The sequence below is a fragment of the Gammaproteobacteria bacterium CG11_big_fil_rev_8_21_14_0_20_46_22 genome (assembly GCA_002796245.1).
Taxonomy (GTDB): Bacteria; Pseudomonadota; Gammaproteobacteria; order UBA12402; family UBA12402; genus 1-14-0-20-46-22.
The window spans coordinates 3,678-24,730 of record PCWT01000030.1 but is presented as its reverse complement, the minus strand read 5'-3'; the positions used below and the strand labels follow the sequence as shown (position 1 = coordinate 24,730).

At 45.3% G+C, this 21,053-nt stretch carries 20 protein-coding genes; 12 read left to right on the top strand and 8 right to left on the bottom strand.

Translation table 11 applies throughout. From position 1 onward, the window contains the following. Positions 1–143 precede the first annotated feature (143 nt). The 3 genes from COV52_03655 to COV52_03645 are packed head-to-tail and all read left to right on the top strand — an operon-like array spanning position 144 to position 3,254. Positions 144–1,301 (top strand): AAA family ATPase, encoded by a 1,158-nt coding sequence (locus COV52_03655; protein PIR11502.1) that lies wholly within the window; start codon positions 144–146, stop codon positions 1,299–1,301. Next, positions 1,298–2,680 (top strand): exodeoxyribonuclease I, encoded by a 1,383-nt coding sequence (locus COV52_03650; GenBank protein PIR11501.1) that lies wholly within the window; start codon positions 1,298–1,300, stop codon positions 2,678–2,680. The genes COV52_03655 and COV52_03650 overlap by 4 nt, the downstream gene beginning before the upstream one ends. Positions 2,681–2,726: 46 nt before the next feature. Beyond that, positions 2,727–3,254 (top strand): EVE domain-containing protein, encoded by a 528-nt coding sequence (locus COV52_03645; GenBank protein PIR11500.1) that lies wholly within the window; start codon positions 2,727–2,729, stop codon positions 3,252–3,254. Positions 3,255–3,313: 59 nt separating this feature from the next. Here the strand turns inward: COV52_03645 and COV52_03640 are convergent, their stop codons facing one another. Then, complete coding sequence (locus COV52_03640) at positions 3,314–4,045, bottom strand: pteridine reductase (GenBank protein ID PIR11499.1); 732 nt, start codon at positions 4,043–4,045, stop codon at positions 3,314–3,316. Between the two features lie 52 nt (positions 4,046–4,097). On the opposite strand from COV52_03640, the gene COV52_03635 reads away from it, so the two are divergent. The 6 genes from COV52_03635 (at position 4,098) to COV52_03610 (ending at position 9,916) form a co-directional block, all read left to right on the top strand. Continuing rightward, positions 4,098–5,252 (top strand): SAM-dependent methyltransferase, encoded by a 1,155-nt coding sequence (locus COV52_03635; GenBank protein PIR11498.1) that lies wholly within the window; start codon positions 4,098–4,100, stop codon positions 5,250–5,252. 69 nt (positions 5,253–5,321) lie between these two features. Then, entirely contained in the window at positions 5,322–5,723 is a 402-nt protein-coding gene (locus tag COV52_03630; GenBank protein PIR11497.1) for a hypothetical protein, read from the top strand. Between the two features lie 66 nt (positions 5,724–5,789). Next, positions 5,790–6,377 (top strand): hypothetical protein, encoded by a 588-nt coding sequence (locus tag COV52_03625; GenBank protein PIR11496.1) that lies wholly within the window; start codon positions 5,790–5,792, stop codon positions 6,375–6,377. An 18-nt stretch (positions 6,378–6,395) separates the two neighbouring features. Further along, positions 6,396–7,748 (top strand): MFS transporter, encoded by a 1,353-nt coding sequence (locus tag COV52_03620; GenBank protein ID PIR11495.1) that lies wholly within the window; start codon positions 6,396–6,398, stop codon positions 7,746–7,748. 163 nt (positions 7,749–7,911) lie between these two features. Beyond that, entirely contained in the window at positions 7,912–9,144 is a 1,233-nt protein-coding gene (locus tag COV52_03615; protein ID PIR11494.1) for a hypothetical protein, read from the top strand. Positions 9,145–9,202: 58 nt separating this feature from the next. Continuing rightward, a complete protein-coding gene (locus COV52_03610) occupies positions 9,203–9,916 on the top strand; it encodes a hypothetical protein (protein PIR11493.1) in 714 nt (237 codons plus the stop codon). Here the strand turns inward: COV52_03610 and COV52_03605 are convergent. From COV52_03605 to COV52_03585, 5 genes are all read right to left on the bottom strand, one after another. Beyond that, positions 9,889–10,470 carry a 5-formyltetrahydrofolate cyclo-ligase gene (locus COV52_03605; protein PIR11492.1) on the bottom strand — a complete coding sequence of 194 codons (582 nt, stop codon included), beginning with the start codon at positions 10,468–10,470 and terminating at the stop codon, positions 9,889–9,891. The genes COV52_03610 and COV52_03605 overlap by 28 nt on opposite strands. A gap of 234 nt (positions 10,471–10,704) precedes the next feature. Continuing rightward, complete coding sequence (locus COV52_03600; protein ID PIR11491.1) at positions 10,705–11,031, bottom strand: hypothetical protein; 327 nt, start codon at positions 11,029–11,031, stop codon at positions 10,705–10,707. A gap of 325 nt (positions 11,032–11,356) precedes the next feature. Further along, positions 11,357–13,591: a DNA topoisomerase IV subunit A gene (parC, locus tag COV52_03595; protein PIR11490.1), complete on the bottom strand. Its 2,235-nt coding sequence runs from the start codon at positions 13,589–13,591 to the stop codon at positions 11,357–11,359. Positions 13,592–13,672: 81 nt separating this feature from the next. Next, positions 13,673–15,562, bottom strand: coding sequence for a DNA topoisomerase IV subunit B (gene parE, locus COV52_03590; protein ID PIR11489.1), 1,890 nt, complete (start codon positions 15,560–15,562; stop codon positions 13,673–13,675). Between the two features lie 51 nt (positions 15,563–15,613). Next, on the bottom strand, positions 15,614–16,219 hold the full coding sequence (locus COV52_03585) for an ADP-ribose diphosphatase (protein PIR11488.1): 606 nt from the start codon (positions 16,217–16,219) through the stop codon (positions 15,614–15,616). On the opposite strand from COV52_03585, the gene COV52_03580 reads away from it, so the two are divergent. The 3 genes from COV52_03580 to COV52_03570 all read left to right on the top strand — a co-directional run bounded on the left by COV52_03580 (position 16,139) and on the right by COV52_03570 (position 19,557). Continuing rightward, positions 16,139–16,753 carry a hypothetical protein gene (locus COV52_03580; GenBank protein PIR11487.1) on the top strand — a complete coding sequence of 205 codons (615 nt, stop codon included), beginning with the start codon at positions 16,139–16,141 and terminating at the stop codon, positions 16,751–16,753. The genes COV52_03585 and COV52_03580 overlap by 81 nt on opposite strands. A gap of 62 nt (positions 16,754–16,815) precedes the next feature. Further along, positions 16,816–18,012, top strand: a complete 1,197-nt coding sequence (locus COV52_03575) for a poly(A) polymerase (protein PIR11486.1) — start codon at positions 16,816–16,818, stop codon at positions 18,010–18,012. A 3-nt stretch (positions 18,013–18,015) separates the two neighbouring features. Then, entirely contained in the window at positions 18,016–19,557 is a 1,542-nt protein-coding gene (locus COV52_03570; protein ID PIR11485.1) for a glucose-6-phosphate isomerase, read from the top strand. Here COV52_03570 and COV52_03565 read toward each other — a convergent pair. Together COV52_03565 and efp are read right to left on the bottom strand one after the other, a co-directional pair. Further along, the gene (locus tag COV52_03565; protein PIR11484.1) at positions 19,546–20,469 is read right to left on the bottom strand and encodes an elongation factor P lysine(34) lysyltransferase; all 924 of its coding nucleotides are present in this window, start codon (positions 20,467–20,469) and stop codon (positions 19,546–19,548) included. The two genes, COV52_03570 and COV52_03565, sit on opposite strands and share 12 nt — an antisense overlap. Before the next feature lie 5 nt (positions 20,470–20,474). Further along, the gene (efp, locus tag COV52_03560) at positions 20,475–21,038 is read right to left on the bottom strand and encodes an elongation factor P (protein PIR11483.1); all 564 of its coding nucleotides are present in this window, start codon (positions 21,036–21,038) and stop codon (positions 20,475–20,477) included. Between the last annotated feature and the right edge of the window lie 15 nt (positions 21,039–21,053).

The following is a 21,053-nucleotide window of genomic DNA, read 5'->3' as shown; positions in this document are numbered from 1 at the left end:
AACCATCCTTATCTATAAGGATAATCTTGCCCGATGTCCCAAACTCAATAAAATAAGCCCTTGTTTTACAAATAATTTTTTTAAAACCGGACAAATTTAAAGTTCAACTTTAAATTTGTCCGGCCTCATGATAGACTGCACCCATGTTTAAACGTATTGCAGAAAACCAAGCACGGCGGCTTGCAGGCCAATACCCCGTGGTTACCATTACCGGCCCAAGGCAGTCGGGAAAGACCACACTGGCACAACAGTGCTTTGCCGACAAACCCTATGTCAATTTAGAATCACCCCAAACACGTGCAGAGTTTGATGGCGACCCTGTCAGCTTTATTGAAAAATATGCCCAGGGCGCGATTTTTGATGAAGTGCAGCGCTGCCCTGAGCTTTTGTCGTATATCCAAGTCGAGGTCGATAAATCACAACAAGTCGGGCAATTCATCCTAACCGGCTCGCATCAGTTTTCATTGCAGTACGCACTCACACAATCTCTAGCAGGCAGAACGGCCATCATCAAACTTCTGCCGCTTTCACTGGAAGAAATCGACCCCAGTACCAGACTTTCCGTGGATGAATATTTGTTCACTGGTTTTTATCCAAGGATATACCAATCCAAACTGATGCCTGCCACCGCGTATGATAACTATATTGCCACTTACGTTGAGCGCGACCTCAAGCAGTTGATTCAGATTAAAGATCTTTCAAGCTTCCAGCGCTTTTTAAAACTCTGTGCCAGCCGCGTGGGCAGTGTGCTGAACATGAATAGCTTAAGCGTCGACACCGGTGTGAGCGTGCCCACAATAAAACACTGGTTAGCGGTACTCGAAGCTTCCTATTTAATCACCTTACTGCCGCCTTATTTTGAAAATTTTGGCAAGCGCGTAATTAAATCGCCAAAACTGTACTTCAATGATGTTGGCTTAGCGTGCCATTTACTGGACATTAACGAATTAAAACAAGTCGAACGCGACCCTTTAAGGGGCGCTTTATTCGAGAATATGATAGTCATGGAAGCCTTTAAGGCGTGCTATAACCGTGGCCTGACTGCTTCGCTCTATTATTATCGAGACAAAACAGAGCGCGAAATCGATTTAATTTACAAGCAAGGCAACACGCTGACCCCGATTGAAATCAAAGCCAGCCAAAGCCACGATGATCGCTTTAAAAAACACTTGGATTTTTTTCAAGAGTTAACAAAAGATCGTGTCGAAAAAAAATACGTGATCTACGCAGGCAAAGCGATAACACAAAAAGACACACTATTTTTACCCTTTAACGAAACCCACACTATTATCGCACCATGAAAACCTACCTTTTTTACGACATCGAAACCACTGGCCTAAACCCTGCCTTTGATCAAGTCTTGCAGTTTGCGGCCATTCGCACCGACGAAACCTTTAATACATTGGACGAAAAAGAAATCGTCATTCGCCTGCGCGATGATATTGTGCCCGCACCCGGCGCGGTACTCACCCACCAAATCAGCCCTGAAAACATGCAAGAGGGCCTGCCTGAGGTTGAAGGTATTCGTGCGATTCATGCGCTGATGAATGAGCCCGGCACAGTAAGCCTTGGCTACAACACACTGGGCTTTGATGATGAGTTTCTACGCTTTGGCTTTTATCGCAATCTTTTAACACCCTACACGCATCAGTTTGCGAACCAGTGCGCGCGCATGGATATCTTTCCCATCACCGTATTGTTTTATTTATTTGGTGAATGTGATTTACGTTGGCCTATGCTTGATGGGCGCGTGTCTTTAAAGCTTGAGAACATTAACGCGGAAAATAATTTGGCGAGTGGCCAAGCACACGATGCCATGGTCGATGTGCGCGCCACGCTTGCACTGGCAAGGCGCCTTAAAGCCAACACGGCCATGTGGGCTTACGCCAGCGGCTACTTCAATAAGCTCGAAGATGCTAAACGCATGGAGCAATTAAGCTTTGCGTTTAGCGATACGTCATTCAAAGAAGCCATCCTCGTTGATAGCAAGCTCGGCTACGGACAACATTTTCAAACCTTTGCATTGTGTTTAGGCCAACATCGCCATTACCGTAATCAGTGGTGCTTTTTGCGTTTAGATCGCGAAGAGCTCGCTGAAACAACGATCGACAGCCTTGAGAAAACCACGTGGTGCATGAAAAAAAAATTGGCTGAAGCGCCATTTATTTTACCCACCAAAAAACGCTTTATGCGCCACTTTAGCGAAGACCGCCTGGCAATCGTTGAAAACAACCAGCGATTTTTACAAAACAACCCTGAAATATTGGAAGCCATCACCAACCATTACTTAGATTACAAATACCCTTTAGTGCCAGACGCTGATCTTGATAGCATCCTGTATCAAAGTGATTTTTTATCGCGACGCGATCAAAACACCGCTTTAAATTTTCACGAAGCCAAGCCAGAACTCAAACAACACTTCATCGAAGAATTTGAAACCGCCGAGAACCGCGAGCTTGCTCTTCGTATTATCGGGCGAAATTACCCTGAGGCTTTAAGCGAACGCTATGCCGATAAGTATCAACAATATCTAGCACGCTGCTTTTATGCCAAAGATTATCGCGGGCAAGACAAGCTGACACCGGAAACTGCCCTAGCCGCTCTTCAGTCATCCGAGGCAGAAAACAAAAGCTTGATTAACGATCTACTCTCACTTTACACTCGCCGAGCTAAATTTTAAACTAGCGCCTAAGATAGCAAGTCCTGCAAAATAAGGTGCTCTGATAATGAATTACTGGCTCATGAAATCCGAACCCGATGTCTTTGGTATCGATGATTTAAAATTAATGCCGAAAAAAACTGAACATTGGGATGGTGTGCGCAATTACCAAGCACGTAATTTCATGAAAAGCATGAAAAAAGGTGACCTGATTTTCTTTTATCATTCAAACTGCACACCGCCCGGTATTGTCGGTATCGCAGAAGTGGTCAAAGAAGCTTACCCCGATTTCACCGCCTGGAACCCTGAAAGTAAATATTTCGACCCCAAAAGCACGGAAGATAATCCACGCTGGTTTATGGTGGACGTAAAGTTTAAAGAAAAGTTTAAAACCATCATTAGTCTTGATGAACTTAAGCAATCGCCCGCGTTATCCAATATGCGCTTGGTAAAAAAAGGCAACCGTTTATCCGTGATGCCCGTTGAGCCGGATGAATGGGATGTCATTATCGCCATGAGTCCATATACAGGCTACACTTCATCGCCGAAGTCATTGCGAGCGAACGACGGTGAGCGCGGCAATCTGGCTCATTAACCTGGAGATTGCTTCGTTGCTTCGCTTCTCGCAAAGACGGTCGCTACATTCTCTAGCAGCTACACCGCCAAACGTCTTCCACCATCAACCGCAATAATCTGCCCATTGATGTATTTTTGTTGCAATAAAAACGCGATGGTTTCGGCAATATCTTTCGCCTCACCCTGGCGTTGTAATGGCACGCGTTTAATCATCTGTGCTTTTTTCTCTTCAGAAAAATCTTTTTCCGACTCACCCCATAAAATAATACCGGGCGCGACCGCATTCACCCGCACATCCGGCGCTAAGGCACGCGCCAAGGTTTTGGTCAGCATCTCCAATGCCGCTTTACTCATAGAATACACATGAAAATCTTTTAAGGGCCGCTCGACATGGATATCCACCATGTTTACCACCGCGCCTTGGTTCTTTTTAAGCTCGCCAGCCAGAGCCTGTGTTAAAAACAAAGGGGCTTTGGCATTGATGTTCATCAAATCATCCCAGACCGCCTCATCAATTTTCCCGACCGGGGTGGGGTAAAAACTCGAAGCATTGTTCACCAGGGCATCGATGCGGCCAAAAATTTTCAAGGCATCCTGCGCCAATCGTTCAATGGCTTTCATATCAGATAAATCGGCTTGCAAACTAACAGCGGAATCTTTTCGCTTGGCATTGAGCTCATTGAGCAAAGGCTCTGCCGAACTATGACGCGTGTGCACGACCACACGATAGCCCAACGCATGCAAATGGCGAACCACCTCAGCGCCTACACGCTTTGCACCCCCGGTAATTAAAACGACTTTATCCTTCATTGTGCCAGACTCTTTGCGTAGAATAGTGCTTTTAATACTAAAGCCTCTTTCGATGAAAGCAAGCGATTTACCACAACCTTCACCTGAAGCCTTGGCGCACAGTGCACAACTTCGCGCACAGATTGCAGAAAACATCAAACGCCATGGCGGCGCCATCTCTTTTCACGACTACATGCAGCTTTGTCTCTATGCGCAAGGCTTGGGCTATTACAGTGCAGGCAGCACGAAATTTGGGCCGAGCGGAGATTTTATCACCGCACCCGAACTGACACCCTTGTTCGGCGAATGTTTAGCGAAGCCCTGTGCAGATGTATTATTAGCTTTAGAAAATAGCGGTGATATTTTAGAGCTCGGCGCGGGCTCGGGCAAGCTGGCGCGCGATATTCTCTGCGCGCTAGAAAAAATAAATTGCCTGCCCAATCACTATTACATACTTGAAGTCAGCCCCGATTTACGCGAAAGACAAGCCCGAATGCTCAAAGACACTTGTCCTGATTTTTTTGACCGCATTGTTTGGCTCGATACCCTACCGGAAACATTCTCAGGCATTATGCTTGCCAATGAAGTGATCGATGCCATGCCCGTGGATAAAATACGCTCGCACAATGGGCAATGGCATGAGGTGCTTATCAGCTCTGATGGCGGCCAGTTCATTGAACGACTAGGCCAGCCTGTTCATGATATTCCCGAAGCTTTAAATGCACTTTCGCAAACACACGCCAGCTACAGCACTGAAATCAACCGGCTGCAAGCACCGTGGATAAAAACTTTAGCTGAGAGCATGACGCGAGGCGTATGTCTGATTATTGATTACGGCTATCCCGCACATGAATATTATCACCCACAGCGCACAGGCGGCACTCTCACCTGTCACTATCGTCATCATGCACATCACGATGTCTTTTTACACCCTGGTCTTCAAGACATCACCGCGCATGTGGATTTTACTGCATTGGCTGAAGCTGGCATCGCGGCAGGTTTTGAGCTTACAGGCTTTACGAACCAAGCGAGCTTTTTAGTCAATTGCGGCCTAATGGACAAACTCAGGCAAGGTGAATCGATCGATTTGAAAACACAAAACGTCTACCGACAACTCACCCACCCCAATGCCATGGGTGAGCTCTTCAAAGCCATCGCTTTTTCAAAAGGCCTGGATAGCGACGAACTCACCGGTTTTCAAGACTTTGATCAGCGCCATCGATTATAAAAGCACATTGGTTATTTAACATCTATAGACTAGAATGACAGTATTATTCATTAACCCTGGAGCCACCCCATGAAAACTTTAACCTTAATCGCGAGTCTTTTTATTGCTTCATCAAGTTTTGCCGCTTGCGCCAGTGCCTTTACTGATCACGATTGGCAGGGCACCTGGGCCTATGGCACAACCCAGCACCGAGAAACTGGGCAAGTGACCCATGCACACTTTGGTTCAAACAATACATTAAGCGTGAACTACACCATGCCCAACAGCACAAGCCTGGAAACAGCAACGCTAAAATACGCTTGTGAAGCAAGCTCGCCCTACACCGCCACTCTCACAGGCACGGCCAGGGGCGCCACACTTGATAAAACCAAAGCCATCCTGATGAACGATAATCATCTGATAGTTTACGGCTATGCGCTTTATTCTGGAAAAACGCTGCTCATAAGTGCCTATCTTCAATCTAAGACCTAAGCCTTTTTCTTTACAAAATCAAAATCTTAGTCTAAGTTTAATGGGTGTTAAACTAATAGAGTGAGTATGTTCATGAAAGGAATCGCTTATCACCGTGGCTCTTTTACCTTTGAAGGGTTGCTGTACATTATTTTAGGTATCGCAGGCTTAGTCTTGTGTGGCATGTTCAGCGAACACGCGCAATTAATCTACGGTCTGGTTTTTTTAGGCAGCTGTGTTGTCACGGCCATCAGAAGCTTTGCTTCCGTTGCTGTGCCAGGCTTTTTATTGTCACTCTTAGCCGCACTCGTGTATTTAATTGCCGGTATTTGGCTCGTGTCTGCTACACCCTACTCCGTCGATGGCTTAATTTTATTCTTAGCCCTTTTGTTCTGGATTCAAGGTGTTATCGATCTTTTGGTCAGCCTTCAACGTTTTGAAACCTCAAACTGGGGTTTGATGTTTATTGGCGGTATCATTGTGATCGTTTTAGCCTTCATCATCTGGATTCAAACCGGCATGGTATCGGCTTGGACCATCAGCGTGTTGGTCGGCATTAACTACTTCGTGTATGCCGTAGCAACATTGCTTACCAGCATGACAGCGATCAAACCCCAAGCTCAGCATCAAGATGCGCCGTCCAGCACAGACAGTGAAGCAGGTGGTCATCACTAAGAAAACGGAGGTAACAAAATGGCAGTTTTAACTAAAATAATGGAGGGGCGCTTTTCTAAAGCAAATCATTGGTTACCTTGGCTTGTTTGCTTATCTGGCGGTTTATTATTTTTTTATGAATTTATTCAGTTAAACATTGTAAATTCAATTAGTACGGAATTAATGGGTACTTTTCATATTAATGCTGAGACACTAGGCAAGCTATCTTCTACATATTTTTATGCTAACGTCGCCTGTTTATTTCTTGCAGGGAATTTGCTAGATCGTTTTTCCACTCGAAATTTAGTTTTACTAGCAATGGTTTTGTGTACTGCAGGTACATTTGGTTTTGCTCTAGCCCCCTCGGTTATTCTAGCTGGAATTTGCCGAGCTATTATTGGTGTTGGTGGTTCCTTTTGCCTGTTAAGTGCGATCCGTTTAGCTTCTCGTTGGTTTCCTCCAAAACGTATAGCTCTTCTAACTGGTCTGATTGTAATGATGGCTATGCTTGGCGGATGGGTAGCTCAAATGCCCGCAACTATATTGGTCGATTTTTTTGGATGGCGAGGTATGATGTTTATCAATGGAGCGCTAGGTGTTATCCTGACATGCTGGCTCTGGCTCATTATTCAAGATCGGCCAGCACATCATTATGCAAAAACTGCCGAAGAGTATGGCCGCTTAAAACAGTTAGGCCTATGGCAAAGTATTCTTCTTGTATTAGGTAATCTACAAAACTGGTTAGCTGGCTTATATACATGCTTGCTCAACCTACCTATTTTTTTATTAGGGGCTATGTGGGGGAAAATGTATCTGATGCAAGCAGATAAACTCTCGTCGGCTCAAGCCTCTTTTGTTTGTGGTATGCTGTTTTGGGGAAGCATTGTTGGCTCACCACTAATGGGATTTATTTCGGATTTAATGGGGCTCCGACGGTTACCAATGCTTATTTTTTCGGCAGTATCTCTTGTGATAATTGTACCTACCTTATATATATCGGGACTGGGCTTTACCTCTTTAAGCATTCTTTTCTTTTTACTGGGTCTCATGACTTGTAGCCAAGTAATTAGCTATCCTTTGGTTTCTGAACGAAACCCCTCTATTTTAACTGGCACAGCAGTAAGCATTGTTTCTATTACCTGCCTATTAGGCGGCGCAATAGGCTTTCCATTTTCTGGCTGGTTACTTGATTTAGGATGGGATCATAAACTTGTGAATGGCCTACCCATATACTCTATTGCAGATTTTCATCATATGCTATTAATTATGCCTATCGCTTTCATAGTAAGCCTAATAATCGCTTGGTTGATTAAAGAAACTTATTGTAAGCCTCAACATAGATTTGATAGCCAGGACATTCAACCGGCCGTAATCACGAATGAGTTAAACTAATAATCGGTATAAATTTACAATATTTTTTTGTGAGTTTATACCAAAATATTTGACCGCCACTAAAGCGTTAGACACTTTATTTAAAAGACGATTACCCGCTTTTGTTTATCAGGATGAGTAAACTTCCGTGAGATTTGCTGAATAATTACAAAGGATATTTTATATGACTAAACGTTTTCTTGGGTTACATGAACTTTTGGCTTGTAATCTGAGTCAATATTTGCCACATAACATAGTTTCCTATATTGAGCTTGAGGGACAGTACGATATAGATAAGCTTGTTAGTACAATTCAGGCTTACAGCAGCACCCTTACCCAATTTCACTATTATTTAAATGAAAGTCATTTATTTTTTGAGGAGGCTCAGAATGTGACTTTTCCAATAGAAATAACTTCTTCAAGTAAGGATATTTTACCCGAGAACATTATTAACATTGAGTTAAATAAGAAATTTGATCTTTATAGTCCACCTTTGGTTAGGTTCAAATTAGTAGTCTTGCATAATAAGATTTATATCTTTTCAACCTTTCATCATTCAATTATAGATGGATTGCCAGCAAGATATGTACTTTTTAAAATATTAGATGCGTATCATAATGATTTAATTTTTAATTCAAGTGTGAAAATTAATTCTACAAAATTAGATAGAGTTGAAAATTACTTAAACTTTGGTGAGTATATTTATAAAAAACTACCCTACAATGGGACTCTAAATGAAAATTCAGCGACGAGGGTTATAATAGGCGATATAAATGCAATAGAGTTAAACCGAATAATTGAATGGTGCAAAAAAAATAAAATACGCTTTACTTCATATTTGGCTATTGTTGCAAATAGAACATTATCTAAAATAGTTGGGTTGGAAAATATGCAATTAGGTATGCTTTTTAATCTAAGGCCATTTATGAATATAAAAGTTCGTGATGATGAGGTCTATTTTGCAAGCGGCGCTTCATTTTTTGAGCTGGAATCTATTAATAAAAAATCCAGCATTGAGCTTTTTGGGAAGTTATCAGAACAAATTGACAGCGTTGTGTTTAACAAAACCGTACAAGAAGAGCTAAAATTATTATCTGATTTTAATGCTAGATGTTTATCTATTGATTCTTTGATTTCTAATATTAGATACAATAAGCCATCTGTTTTTATCAGTAATTTGGGACGATTCAAGCCTGGTAACTTAAAAATCAATGACCGTATTGTCAATACTTTGGTTACTGCAACAACTCATTTTTATTCAGCTGATCCAAACAGGTTTTTTCTTGTGAGCTCGATTTTTAATGATAAGTTAACATTAACTTTGCATTATAATTATCCGCTAACTTCAATAATACAAGCTAGGGAAGTATTGTCTAATATAAAAAGAGATTTAGAGCACTGTATTGATAGGCCATAACCCTCTTAATATTTAACGCCTAAAATGTCAGAAAATAATAACGTAAAAAAGAATCATCATGCCATCCTCTAGCACCGCACAAAAACGACCCCTTGCTGCTTATGACGAAAAAACAGCCGTTTGTTTTAGAATAAACACCGGCTTAGATCCGGATGCGCTTGAGTACCCCAAATTTACTCAGCGTTACTTCTTATCGGCTGTTGAAGCACAAATGACGATTGATGCGTTTTCGGCTAAACTTTGCGAACTTTATCAGGCTACCTTTATTGATTTTGATAGAGAAGTACAGCAACAACTTGTTAGTGAACTATCTCGCCACCAATACCTTAGAGATGAAAACAATCAATTGTACAATATCCCCGAAGACTTCTGTGCATACAATCTACTCTTTGGGTTATTTACTAACCTAGACGATTTACCTTGGACGCCAAAGACCGCATTTTTTGATAGATTTCCCGATCGTCATCGCCCCATAAATCAGGCTTTTAACACTTTTGCAGACTGGATTGGCTTGGCTGAGTACCGTGTTCCCGAAGAAAACCTACGAGACGACGCCGCCAAACAGCGCAACGAACTGGCTCTTCAACTTCCGACGCGCTTTAAATGGCTTCTAGGGGGTGATGGCTTGAAGCTTGAACAAAAACAGGCGCTTGCCCTTTTTGGGCACAAAGAGACCGTCAACTCATTGTCGTTGATACCATGGCAAAAAGAATGTCGTCAACCCCCCGCTGGCCACAGAACTACTCAACCACCTGCATCACCGTCACCATAGACATGTTCGTTACTCAGGACACAATCAACGGGCACATCCCAAGCTTCTGGCATCACGGTCTCGCAACGCTGGCACTCAAATGCTATGCCGCATAAAAACGGTCGTGTGGAAGCATTGGCAAAGGCGCGGTCGTAATACCCCGCACCCGTGCCCAAGCGAAAACACTGTTCATCAAAACCAACCAGGGGTACGATGACAAAATCCAAAGAATCGACGGTGATTTCAGGTGACTCAAGGCTAGGCTCAAAAATACCATAACGGTTTTTCTCAAGCGTACTATCGCCTTCGTATAAAAAAAAACGTATTTGCCGCGACACGCTTTGAGTAATTCTTGGTAAATACACGCGCTTGCTGTGCAAAAGCATGGTATGAAGCAGCGCTTTTGTGGGCACTTCATCTTGGTAATCCACATAGGCTGCTATGGTTTTAGCTTTGCGATAAACCTCAAGCGATAAAAGTTTCTGGTGAATACTTTCAGCCGCCGCATCGCGCTCGACTTGGCTCAGTGCAGCGCGGGCTGTTTTACAGTGTTGGCGCAGCGCGTCACGATCCATCAGCTAACCCACTTACTTTTTCCGGGTCACGACCCGGGCTACCTGCCAAAGCGTGCTAATCCGATTAATGCTAGAAATGAGCTTGTCGGGCAAACGTAAATGAACCCTAAGGTTCAAGTGGGGATTATATGCTGCTTATCAGAATCGTCAAAAATAACGATCACAACAAAGCGACAGGGAACACCCCTCTTTACGTCGTATCGGCTCAAATACTTAATTGCCCGACAAGCCTGATCATTCTAACTCAAGTTGCTCGGCGGTTGTCAAGGCTTCGTCAATTTTGTGTATGACTTTTTCCAAAGATTCTCTGGCTTTTTTATCGTATGACGTTAAATCATCGCGCGCAGCAATAAAATCACCTGCCAAATTGAGCGCTGTAACCAACAGCAGACGATCAGCGCCTAAAACACCTGTTTCGCGAGTTTTTCTTAACTGTTGCTCAAGAAGCTTTGCAGCTTTGTGCAGGCTGTCTTGATCTTCAGGTGCGCAACGAAAACGGTAGGTTTTATCGAGCACACTAATCGTGACTTCCGGTGAGTGATTCAAATCCAGCGCGCTCATAATCAATCCTTATGCAAGGTTTTTAGGTGTTTCAACAAACGCTTGGCTTTATGCGTCACCTCACTGTGGGTGTGCTCAAGGTGACGGCAGCGATTTTCAAGATGCAAATTTTTCTGTTCAAGCTGCTTACAGCGCTCAAGCAAAGCTTTAATTTTTTTCTCGATACTTGATAAGTCCATAATCCATTCCACCAGCAGGTTTTTCAACTATAAAAGGCTTTGCGCTATTGGTCAACAGCCACGCGTTTTTGTCAAAAACAGCTAAAATCGGCGTAAAAACCCGCCCACTTATTCGCAGGCCGCAGGCCCAGGGCGGGTTAGCTTCATTACGTTCGCATTAAAGCATCCACTTTCTGGAAACCGCGCGGTAGCTTATTGCCTCGTCGACCGCGCTCACCTTGATAATGTGCCCAATCTTTCGGCCGCAAGGTCAACTCACGCTTACCTGATAGCAGGGTCAAGCTGTCTTCTGGACTAAACACGACCATGTACTCCATCCACTCTTTCTGCTCTTTAAAGGCTTTACTTGGAATATTGAGCATTTTATTGCCCTTACCTTTGGCAAGCTCCGGTAAATCTTTTAGAGCAAACACAAGCAAGTGGCCCTGATTACTGATGACAGCCACCAAATCGCGAGAAAGATCAGCCACATTCTGAGGCTGTAATGGCTTGCCTTCAGCCGGCACTTTCAATACGGCTTTACCATTTTTATTTTTAGTGATCATTTCTGACAACGTACACACAAAACCGTAGCCATTGTTTGAAGCCAATAATATTTTTTGTGAATCTTCGCCCATCATCACCGCAATCGGCATCGCACCCGGCGCTGGTTTAATGCGGCCAGTCAACGGCTCACCCTGCCCGCGCGCAGACGGCAAGCTGCTGGCTAGAAGGCCGTAGGTCCGTCCCGTCGTGTCCATAAAAATCGCAAGCTGATTGGTTTTACCTTGAGCCGATCCCAAATAGGCATCACCTGCACGGTAGCTTAAACTTGTCGGATCTAGCTCGTGACCTTTAGCGGCACGTACCCAACCTTTTTGTGACAACACCACCGTCGTGGCCTCAGCGGGCACCATCGCCGTTTCGCTGATGACTTGCGCTTCATCACGTTCAACCAATTGGGTGCGGCGATCATCGCCGTACTCTTTTGCCATGGCTTCAAATTCATTGCGCATCAAGGTTTTTAAACGTTGAGCAGAACCCAAGATTTTTTCGAGCTCATCGCGCTCTTTTTCAAGTTCGTCTTGCTCGCCTTTAATCTTCATTTCTTCAAGCTTGGCCAAGTGACGCAATTTCAATTCCAGAATTGCTTCAGCTTGGGTTTCGGTCAGCTTGAATTTTTTCATGAGCTTGGCTTTAGGCTCATCTTCAGTGCGAATAATGTGAATCACTTCATCAATGTTCAAAAAGGCAATCAGCAAGCCTTCTAAGATATGCAATCGCGCCAAAACCTTATCGAGTCGATACTGCAAGCGACGCCTAATCGTTTCTGCACGAAATGCGAGCCACTCTTTTAAGATACTCTCAAGGCTTTTGACTTGAGGCCGGCCATCCAAGCCGATCATGTTAAAGTTGATGCGGAAATTTTTCTCAAGATCCGTTGTCGCAAACAAATGCCCCATCAAAGCATCGGTATCCACTCGGTTCGATCGCGGAGTGATAACCAAACGAATGGGATTTTGATGATCCGATTCATCGCGAAGATCGCTCACCATCGGCAATTTTTTCGCCTGCATTTGTTGAGCAATTTGCTCTAAAATTTTCGCGCCGGACGATTGGTACGGTAGCGCAGTAATCACGATCTCGCCGTCTTCTTTCACATAGGTTGCGCGCGCTTTCACCGAGCCATTACCGGTTTTATACGTTTCAATGATCTCGCTGCGTGGAGTAATAATTTCTGCACCACTGGCATAATCGGGCGCCAGGATAAATTCACACAACTCTTCGGTGGTGGCTTTGCCGTTTTCCAAGAGATAGCATAAAGCGCGCACGACTTCGCGAAGATTGTGCGAAGGAATATCGGTGGCCATACCTACCGCAATGCCCATCCCGCCATTGAGCAAAACGTTTGGCAAACGGGCCGGCAAACACACAGGCTCATCTAAGCTGCCGTCGAAGTTCGGCTTCCACTCCACGGTGCCTTGGCCAAGCTCTGCTAACAACACTTCGGCATATTTTGATAACCGGCTTTCCGTGTATCGCATTGCTGCAAAGGATTTTGGGTCGTCAATCGAGCCCCAGTTACCTTGACCATCCACAATCGGATGACGATAGGCAAACGGTTGCGCCATAGTGACCATAGCCTCATAACACGCTGTGTCACCGTGCGGGTGAAACTTACCCAACACGTCACCCACAGTACGGGCCGATTTTTTATATTTAGAAGCAGCCTTGAGCCCAAGTTCTGACATTGCATAAATGATGCGACGCTGCACGGGTTTTAAACCGTCAGAAATGTGCGGCAAGGCACGATCTAAAATTACGTACATGGAATAATCCAAATACGCTTTTTCAGCGAACGTATTCAGTGCTAACTGTTCGTGTTCGGTTGTGATCGTCATAGTAATATCCCACCCCTATCGGGAAAGTATTTTGGATTAGCAAAGCGGAAAATTTGCCTAGTTTATGGAGGCAACCAGGCTCTATATCACCTCGGCTAAATCACCTTTTTTCTCAAGCCAAACTTTTCTATCTTGCGAGCGCTTTTTCGCAAGCAACATATCCAATAATTTTTCAGCCGTTTTTTCACTTTCAACGGTTAGCTGAACCAAGCGCCGTGTTTCCACCGCCATGGTGGTTTCGCGCAACTGCGAAGGGTTCATTTCACCTAAACCTTTAAAGCGCTGGATATTGAGTTTTGCGGTTTTCTTTTCAGCCTGCAGGCGATCGATAATGCCTTGCTTTTCGGCATCATCGAGTGCGTAGTGCACTTCCTTGCCTGCATCAATGCGATACAAAGGCGGCATCGCCACAAACACGTGGCCGGCTTTTACCAAAGCTGGAAAATGTTTCATAAACAATGCGCACAACAATGTAGCAATGTGCAAACCGTCAGAGTCGGCATCGGCTAGAATACACACTTTGCCATAACGAAGACCGCTTAAATCGCTGGAACCAGGATCTAAACCAATCGCCACGGCAATATCGTGCACACCTTGTGAGGCTAGCACTTGGCCCGAATCGACTTCCCAGGTATTTAAAATTTTACCGCGCAAAGGCATGACGGCTTGAAACTCGCGTTCACGGGCTTGCTTGGCAGAACCGCCGGCTGAATCACCCTCTACCAAAAAGAGCTCACCCTGCATAGGGTCTTGGCAAGTGCAATCGGCAAGCTTACCCGGCAGCGCAGGGCCTGAGCCCACTTTTTTACGCGCCACTTGCTTAGCCGCTTTTAATCGTTTTTGTGCTTGGCTAATGATAAGGTCAGCCAAACGCTCACCCTGATCGATATGTTGATTCAACCAAAGACTAAACGCGTCTCGAACAACACCCGAAATAAAACTGACACATTCACGCGAAGACAAACGCTCTTTCGTTTGGCCGGCAAACTGCGGGTCTTGCAACTTGGCCGACAAAATATACGCGCAATTTTGCCAAATATCTTCAGGTGTTAATTTCACACCGCGCGGCAATAAATTGCGAAACTCACAAAATTCTCGAATCGCTTCTAAAAGGCCGGTACGAAAACCATTAACGTGTGTACCGCCCTGCGCTGTTGGAATCAAATTCACATAACTTTCTTGCGTAAGTTCACCGCCGTCGGCCAACCAGGTCACCGCCCAGTCGACTGCTTCACGATCAGAGCTCATGCTGCCTTCAAAGGTGTCTTCAGGCACGCATTCCAAGCCTTGCAATGATTCGCTCAAATAGCTCGCTAAGCCGCCTTCAAAATACCAGACCGTAGTTTCTTCTGTGTTTTCATCAAACAATTCAACTTTCAAGCCCGGGCATAATACAGCCTTGGCTTTTAAAACATGTTTTAAACGCGACAATGAAAACTTCGATGAATCAAAGTACTTTTTATCCGGCCAAAAACGCAAAAACGTACCCGTCTCACGCTTAGCCACAGCGTCACCTTGCTTGAGCTTGCTGGCTCTATCGCCATTGGCAAAGCTCATGTGATACACATGACCATCGCGCTTGATGCTCACGTCAAGCTTAGTGGACAAAGCATTGACCACGGACACACCCACGCCGTGCAAACCGCCAGAGAAATTATAATTTGCGTTAGAAAACTTACCGCCTGCGTGCAAGCGTGTAAGAATGAGCTCCACACCCGGCAGCTTTTCTTCCGGGTGAATATCCACCGGCATACCGCGACCATTGTCTTCAACTGACAAAGAACCATCTTTATATAGAATGACTTTGATTTCATTGGCATGGCCCGCTAGCGCTTCGTCAACACTATTATCGATCACTTCTTGCGCTAAATGATTGGGACGCGTGGTATCTGTATACATGCCGGGCCGGCGCTTGACCGGGTCTAAACCACTTAAGACTTCAATATCTTTAGCATTGTATTGCGAGGCCATGCACACCACCCTTATTAAGACCGAACGATCATAACAAGTTTCTTTGAAAGGTCAAACACGAACCTTGTGCAGTAAAAACCACTGTAGCGCGATGACAGTCATAGCATTTCGCACATCACCTTGCTGAAGTAAGCGAGGAATCTCAGCTATCGAGACTTCGTGCACGCGAATGTCTTCATGCTCTTCCTTCAAACCATGCACGCCTTGCGCGTTTGATAAATCGGCATACCCAAGATACAGGTGAAAGCGCTCATCGGTCACACCCGGCGAGCTCCAATACTCACACATCTTCTCAAGACGCATGACATCAAGTCCGGCTTCTTCTTGCGACTCACGGCAAGCCAAGCTTTCAAGTGTCTCTGGTTGATCATTGCGGCCAGCCACCAGTTCATACAACCAAGGCGAGCGCCGATCCCCTAGAGCACCCACACGAAACTGCTCAAGCAATAAAATAGTTTGGCGCGCAGGGTCATAGGGCAACACGCCCACTGATTCACCCTGCTCCAAAAGCTCACGCCGCACCATTTCACTCATACCACCTTCGAACAAGTGAAAACGGAGGTAATACGCTTTAAAATGGAAAAATCCTTTATGCAAGGATTCCACGCGTTCGATACAAACATCTTGGTCGGCTGTGTATTGTGTTTTAGTCTTCATCTGTTTAGAATTTATCCAGTATTCACGAGGTTTTCAAGCATGAAGCGCACACTCTTTTCTTTATCACTGTTTATTGTCAGCACAAGTCTGGCCGCCACAAGCTTCATGTGCCCCAAAACGTACACCTATATATACCCTGGCGATGATATCGGCCAAGTCCTCAAAGCCTGCGGCAAACCGAATCAATCCACCACTCGCACAGCGCGCGTGCGCGAAATGACAGAAAACACACAAACTTGGATTTATCCCGCCAATGGCTTATCTGTGGTCATTCAAAACGGCGTGGTCACAAAACTCAACCACAGCAAGGCCAGCGCAACCGCAGCAGCCACACTCTGCACTGCCGCCCATGCCATTGCAATCGGCATGACTGAAGCCAATGTGGCTTACCTGTGCGGCACGCCCTTGCCTGTGAACCAGGTTCAATATCAGTACCGCAATGTGGAAGAAACCGTTTGGACCTACCAGAGCAACCCAACCATTCCCTCAACACAACTCATTTTCCGCGATCAGCGCCTTTACGCCATACAGTAAGCTTGATTCAGGCAACCAGTCGACTATACTCTTGCCTCCATAATAACGATTAAAGACGAAGAATGGATGCTAAACCTGCGGTGATCCCGCGAGAAAAACACAGCTTATCACGCAGTCAGTTCGATAAGCGCGCCCTAAACATACTCTATCGCCTACACGAAGCCGGTCACGAAGCCTATCTGGTTGGCGGTTGTGTTCGTGACTTACTCCTAGATAAACACCCGAAGGATTTTGATGTCGCCACCAGCGCCACACCTGAGGAAGTCAAATCACTCTTTAAAAACTGTCGCATCATTGGTCGACGTTTTCGCTTGGCGCACATTTACTTTGGCCGACACATTATTGAGGTGGCCACTTTCCGTGCGAACATGGAAGACAGCGAACACCTGCAAAAACGTGATGGCATGTTGGTGCGCGATAATTTATATGGTTCGATTGAAGAGGATGCTTGGCGGCGTGATTTTAGCATCAACGCCTTATACTATAATATTGCTGACTTTAGCTTGGTGGATTATGTCGGCGGGCTTAAACACATCAAGCGCAGAGAGATTCACATCCTGGGTGACGCCAAAACTCGTTACCGTGAAGACCCTGTGCGCATGCTGCGCGCGATTCGATTTGCCGCCAAACTTGGCTTTAAAATGGGTAAAGACACTGCAAGCCCCATCAAGGAATGTGCTGACTGGTTGGAATACGTGCCGCCATCGCGCATGCTCGATGAGTTGATCAAGCTGTTCCACTCAGGCCATGCCGTTGAGGTGTATAGCCTGCTTAAAAAACACGGCTTGTTTGAAATTATTTTACCCGCAAGCCATAACGCCATGTTGGATGACCCGAAAAAAATCGACAAACTATTCACCCAGCTATTTAAGGACAGCGACTCTCGTATCAGTGAAAATAAAACGACTTCACCCATTTATTTATTCGCAGCCTTGTTATGGCCTGCCGTGATTAAGCTGAAAGATGAGATCCATGCAAATGGTGAACTAACCCACGCTCAATCATTAATCGAAGCAGGCTTTCAAGCCATGGGCGATCAAAACTCTATTGTTTCACTGCCTAAACGTTTTCAAGCCAGTATTCATCAGATATGGCGATTACAATTTCGCTTGGAAAAACCTTCGAGCCGCCAGCTTAGTCGCACACTGGACAATCCGCGATTTCGAGCAGGCTTTGATCTATTAAAACTTCGCACAATCGTCGACAAAACTTTAAAGCCGATGGTTGATTATTGGGAAAAAGCTCAGACCGAGAGATAGGACATGATAAACAAAACCCGAGAATGGTCCGCGCTAGAAGCACACGCAGAACGTTTAAGCACAGCCCCGCTTGCTAATCTGATGACTGAAAAACATCGTTTTGATCACTACTCTATCGATGCACCACATTGGCTTTTAGATTTCTCACGCCAACGTGTCGACAAAGAAAGCTTAGCTGCCCTCATTGAGCTCGCCAAAGTCGCCAAACTTGAAGAACAGATTCAAGCCTTGTTTGGCGGCAAAGCTGTTAACACCAGCGAAAATCGCCCGGCGCTGCACACAGCCTTGCGCGACCCAAACACTGAACACAAAAAAATCACCGAAACACTTTCTCACATGGAACAGTTTTGCCATGAAGTGTTCACACACAAACTTAAAGGGGTTAACGGCCAACCCATCACTGACATTGTCAACATTGGTATTGGTGGCTCAGACCTTGGCCCGCGTTTTACAACTGAGGCATTAAGCCATTTCGCCAAGAAAAAAGTCCGTTGTCATTTTATTTCAAACATTGATCCCTCTGACTTAAGCCTGAAATTAAAAGATTTAAACCCTGGCGGCATTTTGTTTATTGTGTCGTCAAAAAGTTTTAACACACAAGAAACGCTGATCAACGCGCAAATGGCCAAGGATTGGTTAACGCATATGACCGCCTCTGATAATTGTGTTGATTATCAATTCGTCGCGGTCACCGCAAACACGGAAAAAGCCAAAGCCTTTGGCATTAATGAGGCGCATATTTTTCCAACCTGGGATTTTGTCGGCGGGCGTTTTTCTTTATGGTCTGCGGTAGGTTTGCCCATCGCTTTAAGCATTGGGTTTAAAAACTTTAAGCAATTATTGCTCGGCGCGCATGAAATGGATCAACATTTTTTGAATACGCCGTTTGAAAATAACTTGCCCGTGATGACAGCGCTGTTAAACATTTGGCAACGAAATTTTCAAGGTATCAACAACCAGGCGATTATTCCCTACTCCACCTACTTGGAACGCTTTGTGCCCTATCTTCAGCAGCTTGTCATGGAAAGCTGCGGCAAATCGGTTAGCCGCGATGGCGAAACTCTCGCCTTTGGCGCGGGCCCGATTATTTGGGGCGGTGTCGGCAGTGACAGTCAACATGCTTTTCACCAGCATTTACATCAAAGCCATGAGCGCAGCATGATCGACTTCATCGGCTTTCGTCAAAGCTTAAACCCGACGTACACGCAACAAACGCTGCTCTTTGCAAATATGATTGCACAAGCCGATGCCTTGGCACTGGGTCGGGACATTAAATCCGCGGACAATCATCCACACCGCGTCATGCCAGGCAATCGCTCATCGAACTTGTTGCTAGCCGATAAACTCACACCTGAAAGTTTAGGTGCACTGATCGCACTGTATGAACACCAGGTGTTTACACAGTCTGCAATTTGGGGCATCAACCCCTTTGATCAATTCGGTGTAGAACTTGGCAAAACGCTCGCGAATGATTACTTTAAAGCGCTGGAATCTGACAAAACCTCAAAGATTGGCGCGATCGAATGGTTTAAATCAAAAAGCTAACACGTCATCAATCGTGTTAGCGCTTTGTTTTAACATGAGCAAACGATCCAAACCCAAAGCCACGCCCGCACAATCGGGCAAATGATCTAAGCAAGCCAAAAACGCTTCGTCATTGGGCAGGCGTGTTAAACCCTGTTTAATTCGCTCAGCTTGATAGCGTTCAAAGCGCTCACGCTGCAAAGCCGAATCGTTCAATTCATAAAAGCCATTAGCGAGCTCAATACCACACACATATACCTCAAAGCGATGAGCAGTCAGACCATCATCACTTAAGCGGGCCAATGCCGCTTGCGTAGCGGGATAATCATACATAAAGCACGGGCGATCAAACCCAAGACTGGGCTCGATGCAATGGCTTAATATCAGATTCAGCAAAGTGTCTTTATCCGCTGCCTGCAAAGCCTCTGACAATTGAATCTGCTCACGCTCAATCACAGCCAAACAATCTTGTGCACTGGCTTCAATGGGATCGAGTTTCACATTCTGCATAAAAAGCTCAGCGTAAGTGATGCGCAGCGCTTTTTCACCACCTAGCACCATCATCAGCAGCGCATCCATTTCATCCATTAAATCGTGATGATCAAAACCCACGCGGTACCACTCCAGCATCGAAAACTCGGGACGGTGGTGTCTGCCAATATGATCATTTCTAAACGCTTTACCGATTTGAAAAATAGAACCCGAGCCTTGGGCTAATAACCGCTTCATAAAAAACTCAGGGGAGGTTTGCAAATACCACTGCTTGGGTACTGCGCCTTCTGGCGCGTACGCTACGGTTAAGCTTGGGACATTGGGGTCTGGCAAAGTCGTGGGCGCCATCAACGGCGTCTCAACTTCCAAGACCTCACGTGCAGAAAAAAAATCACGCAAAGCAGCATACAGTGCGTTGCGTGATTGTAAACGATCGAGCATGTTGATCAGGCGCGCGATACGTAGTCGCCCGTGCGCGTGTCGATTCTTAACACATCACCTTCGTTGATGAACAAAGGTACACGAACCACCGCGCCCGTTTCTAAGGTTGCAGGCTTGCTGCCACCACCCGAAGTATCGCCACGCAAACCTGGGTCGGTTTCTGTGACTTTAAGCTCCACAAAATTTGGCGGGGTCACGCTCAAAGGCGCACCGTTAAATAACATTAAAATGCAGGTATCATTTTCTTTAAGCCAATCACGCGCGCCTTCTAGCGTATCGCCAGGGATCGCGTATTGTTCAAAGCTTGCTGGGTCCATGAAGTGATAGGCTTCACCATCGTTGTACAAATACTGAACGTCGGTTTCCATGATATCTGCCGACTCTAGTGACTCACCTGACTTATAAGTGCGCTCAACCACGCGGCCTGTTTTCAAATTACGAATACGCATACGGTGAAATGCCTGGCCCTTACCCGGGCGAACGTGGTTATGATCCACCACCACATACGGATCACCATCGATCATGACCTTAAGGCCGTTTTTAAATTCGCTGCTGTTAATCGTTGCCATCTTGGGACTCTCACG

Coding starts and splice junctions, on each gene's coding strand:
- COV52_03655 (PIR11502.1), top strand. CDS start 144: ATGTTTAAACGTATTGCAGAAAACCAAGCACGGCGGCTTGCAGGCCAA.
- COV52_03650 (PIR11501.1), top strand. CDS start 1,298: ATGAAAACCTACCTTTTTTACGACATCGAAACCACTGGCCTAAACCCT.
- COV52_03645 (PIR11500.1), top strand. CDS start 2,727: ATGAATTACTGGCTCATGAAATCCGAACCCGATGTCTTTGGTATCGAT.
- COV52_03640 (PIR11499.1), bottom strand. CDS start 4,045: ATGAAGGATAAAGTCGTTTTAATTACCGGGGGTGCAAAGCGTGTAGGC.
- COV52_03635 (PIR11498.1), top strand. CDS start 4,098: ATGAAAGCAAGCGATTTACCACAACCTTCACCTGAAGCCTTGGCGCAC.
- COV52_03630 (PIR11497.1), top strand. CDS start 5,322: ATGAAAACTTTAACCTTAATCGCGAGTCTTTTTATTGCTTCATCAAGT.
- COV52_03625 (PIR11496.1), top strand. CDS start 5,790: ATGTTCATGAAAGGAATCGCTTATCACCGTGGCTCTTTTACCTTTGAA.
- COV52_03620 (PIR11495.1), top strand. CDS start 6,396: ATGGCAGTTTTAACTAAAATAATGGAGGGGCGCTTTTCTAAAGCAAAT.
- COV52_03615 (PIR11494.1), top strand. CDS start 7,912: ATGACTAAACGTTTTCTTGGGTTACATGAACTTTTGGCTTGTAATCTG.
- COV52_03610 (PIR11493.1), top strand. CDS start 9,203: ATGCCATCCTCTAGCACCGCACAAAAACGACCCCTTGCTGCTTATGAC.
- COV52_03605 (PIR11492.1), bottom strand. CDS start 10,470: ATGGATCGTGACGCGCTGCGCCAACACTGTAAAACAGCCCGCGCTGCA.
- COV52_03600 (PIR11491.1), bottom strand. CDS start 11,031: ATGAGCGCGCTGGATTTGAATCACTCACCGGAAGTCACGATTAGTGTG.
- parC (PIR11490.1), bottom strand. CDS start 13,591: ATGACGATCACAACCGAACACGAACAGTTAGCACTGAATACGTTCGCT.
- parE (PIR11489.1), bottom strand. CDS start 15,562: ATGGCCTCGCAATACAATGCTAAAGATATTGAAGTCTTAAGTGGTTTA.
- COV52_03580 (PIR11487.1), top strand. CDS start 16,139: ATGGAAAAATCCTTTATGCAAGGATTCCACGCGTTCGATACAAACATC.
- COV52_03585 (PIR11488.1), bottom strand. CDS start 16,219: ATGAAGACTAAAACACAATACACAGCCGACCAAGATGTTTGTATCGAA.
- COV52_03575 (PIR11486.1), top strand. CDS start 16,816: ATGGATGCTAAACCTGCGGTGATCCCGCGAGAAAAACACAGCTTATCA.
- COV52_03570 (PIR11485.1), top strand. CDS start 18,016: ATGATAAACAAAACCCGAGAATGGTCCGCGCTAGAAGCACACGCAGAA.
- COV52_03565 (PIR11484.1), bottom strand. CDS start 20,469: ATGCTCGATCGTTTACAATCACGCAACGCACTGTATGCTGCTTTGCGT.
- efp (PIR11483.1), bottom strand. CDS start 21,038: ATGGCAACGATTAACAGCAGCGAATTTAAAAACGGCCTTAAGGTCATG.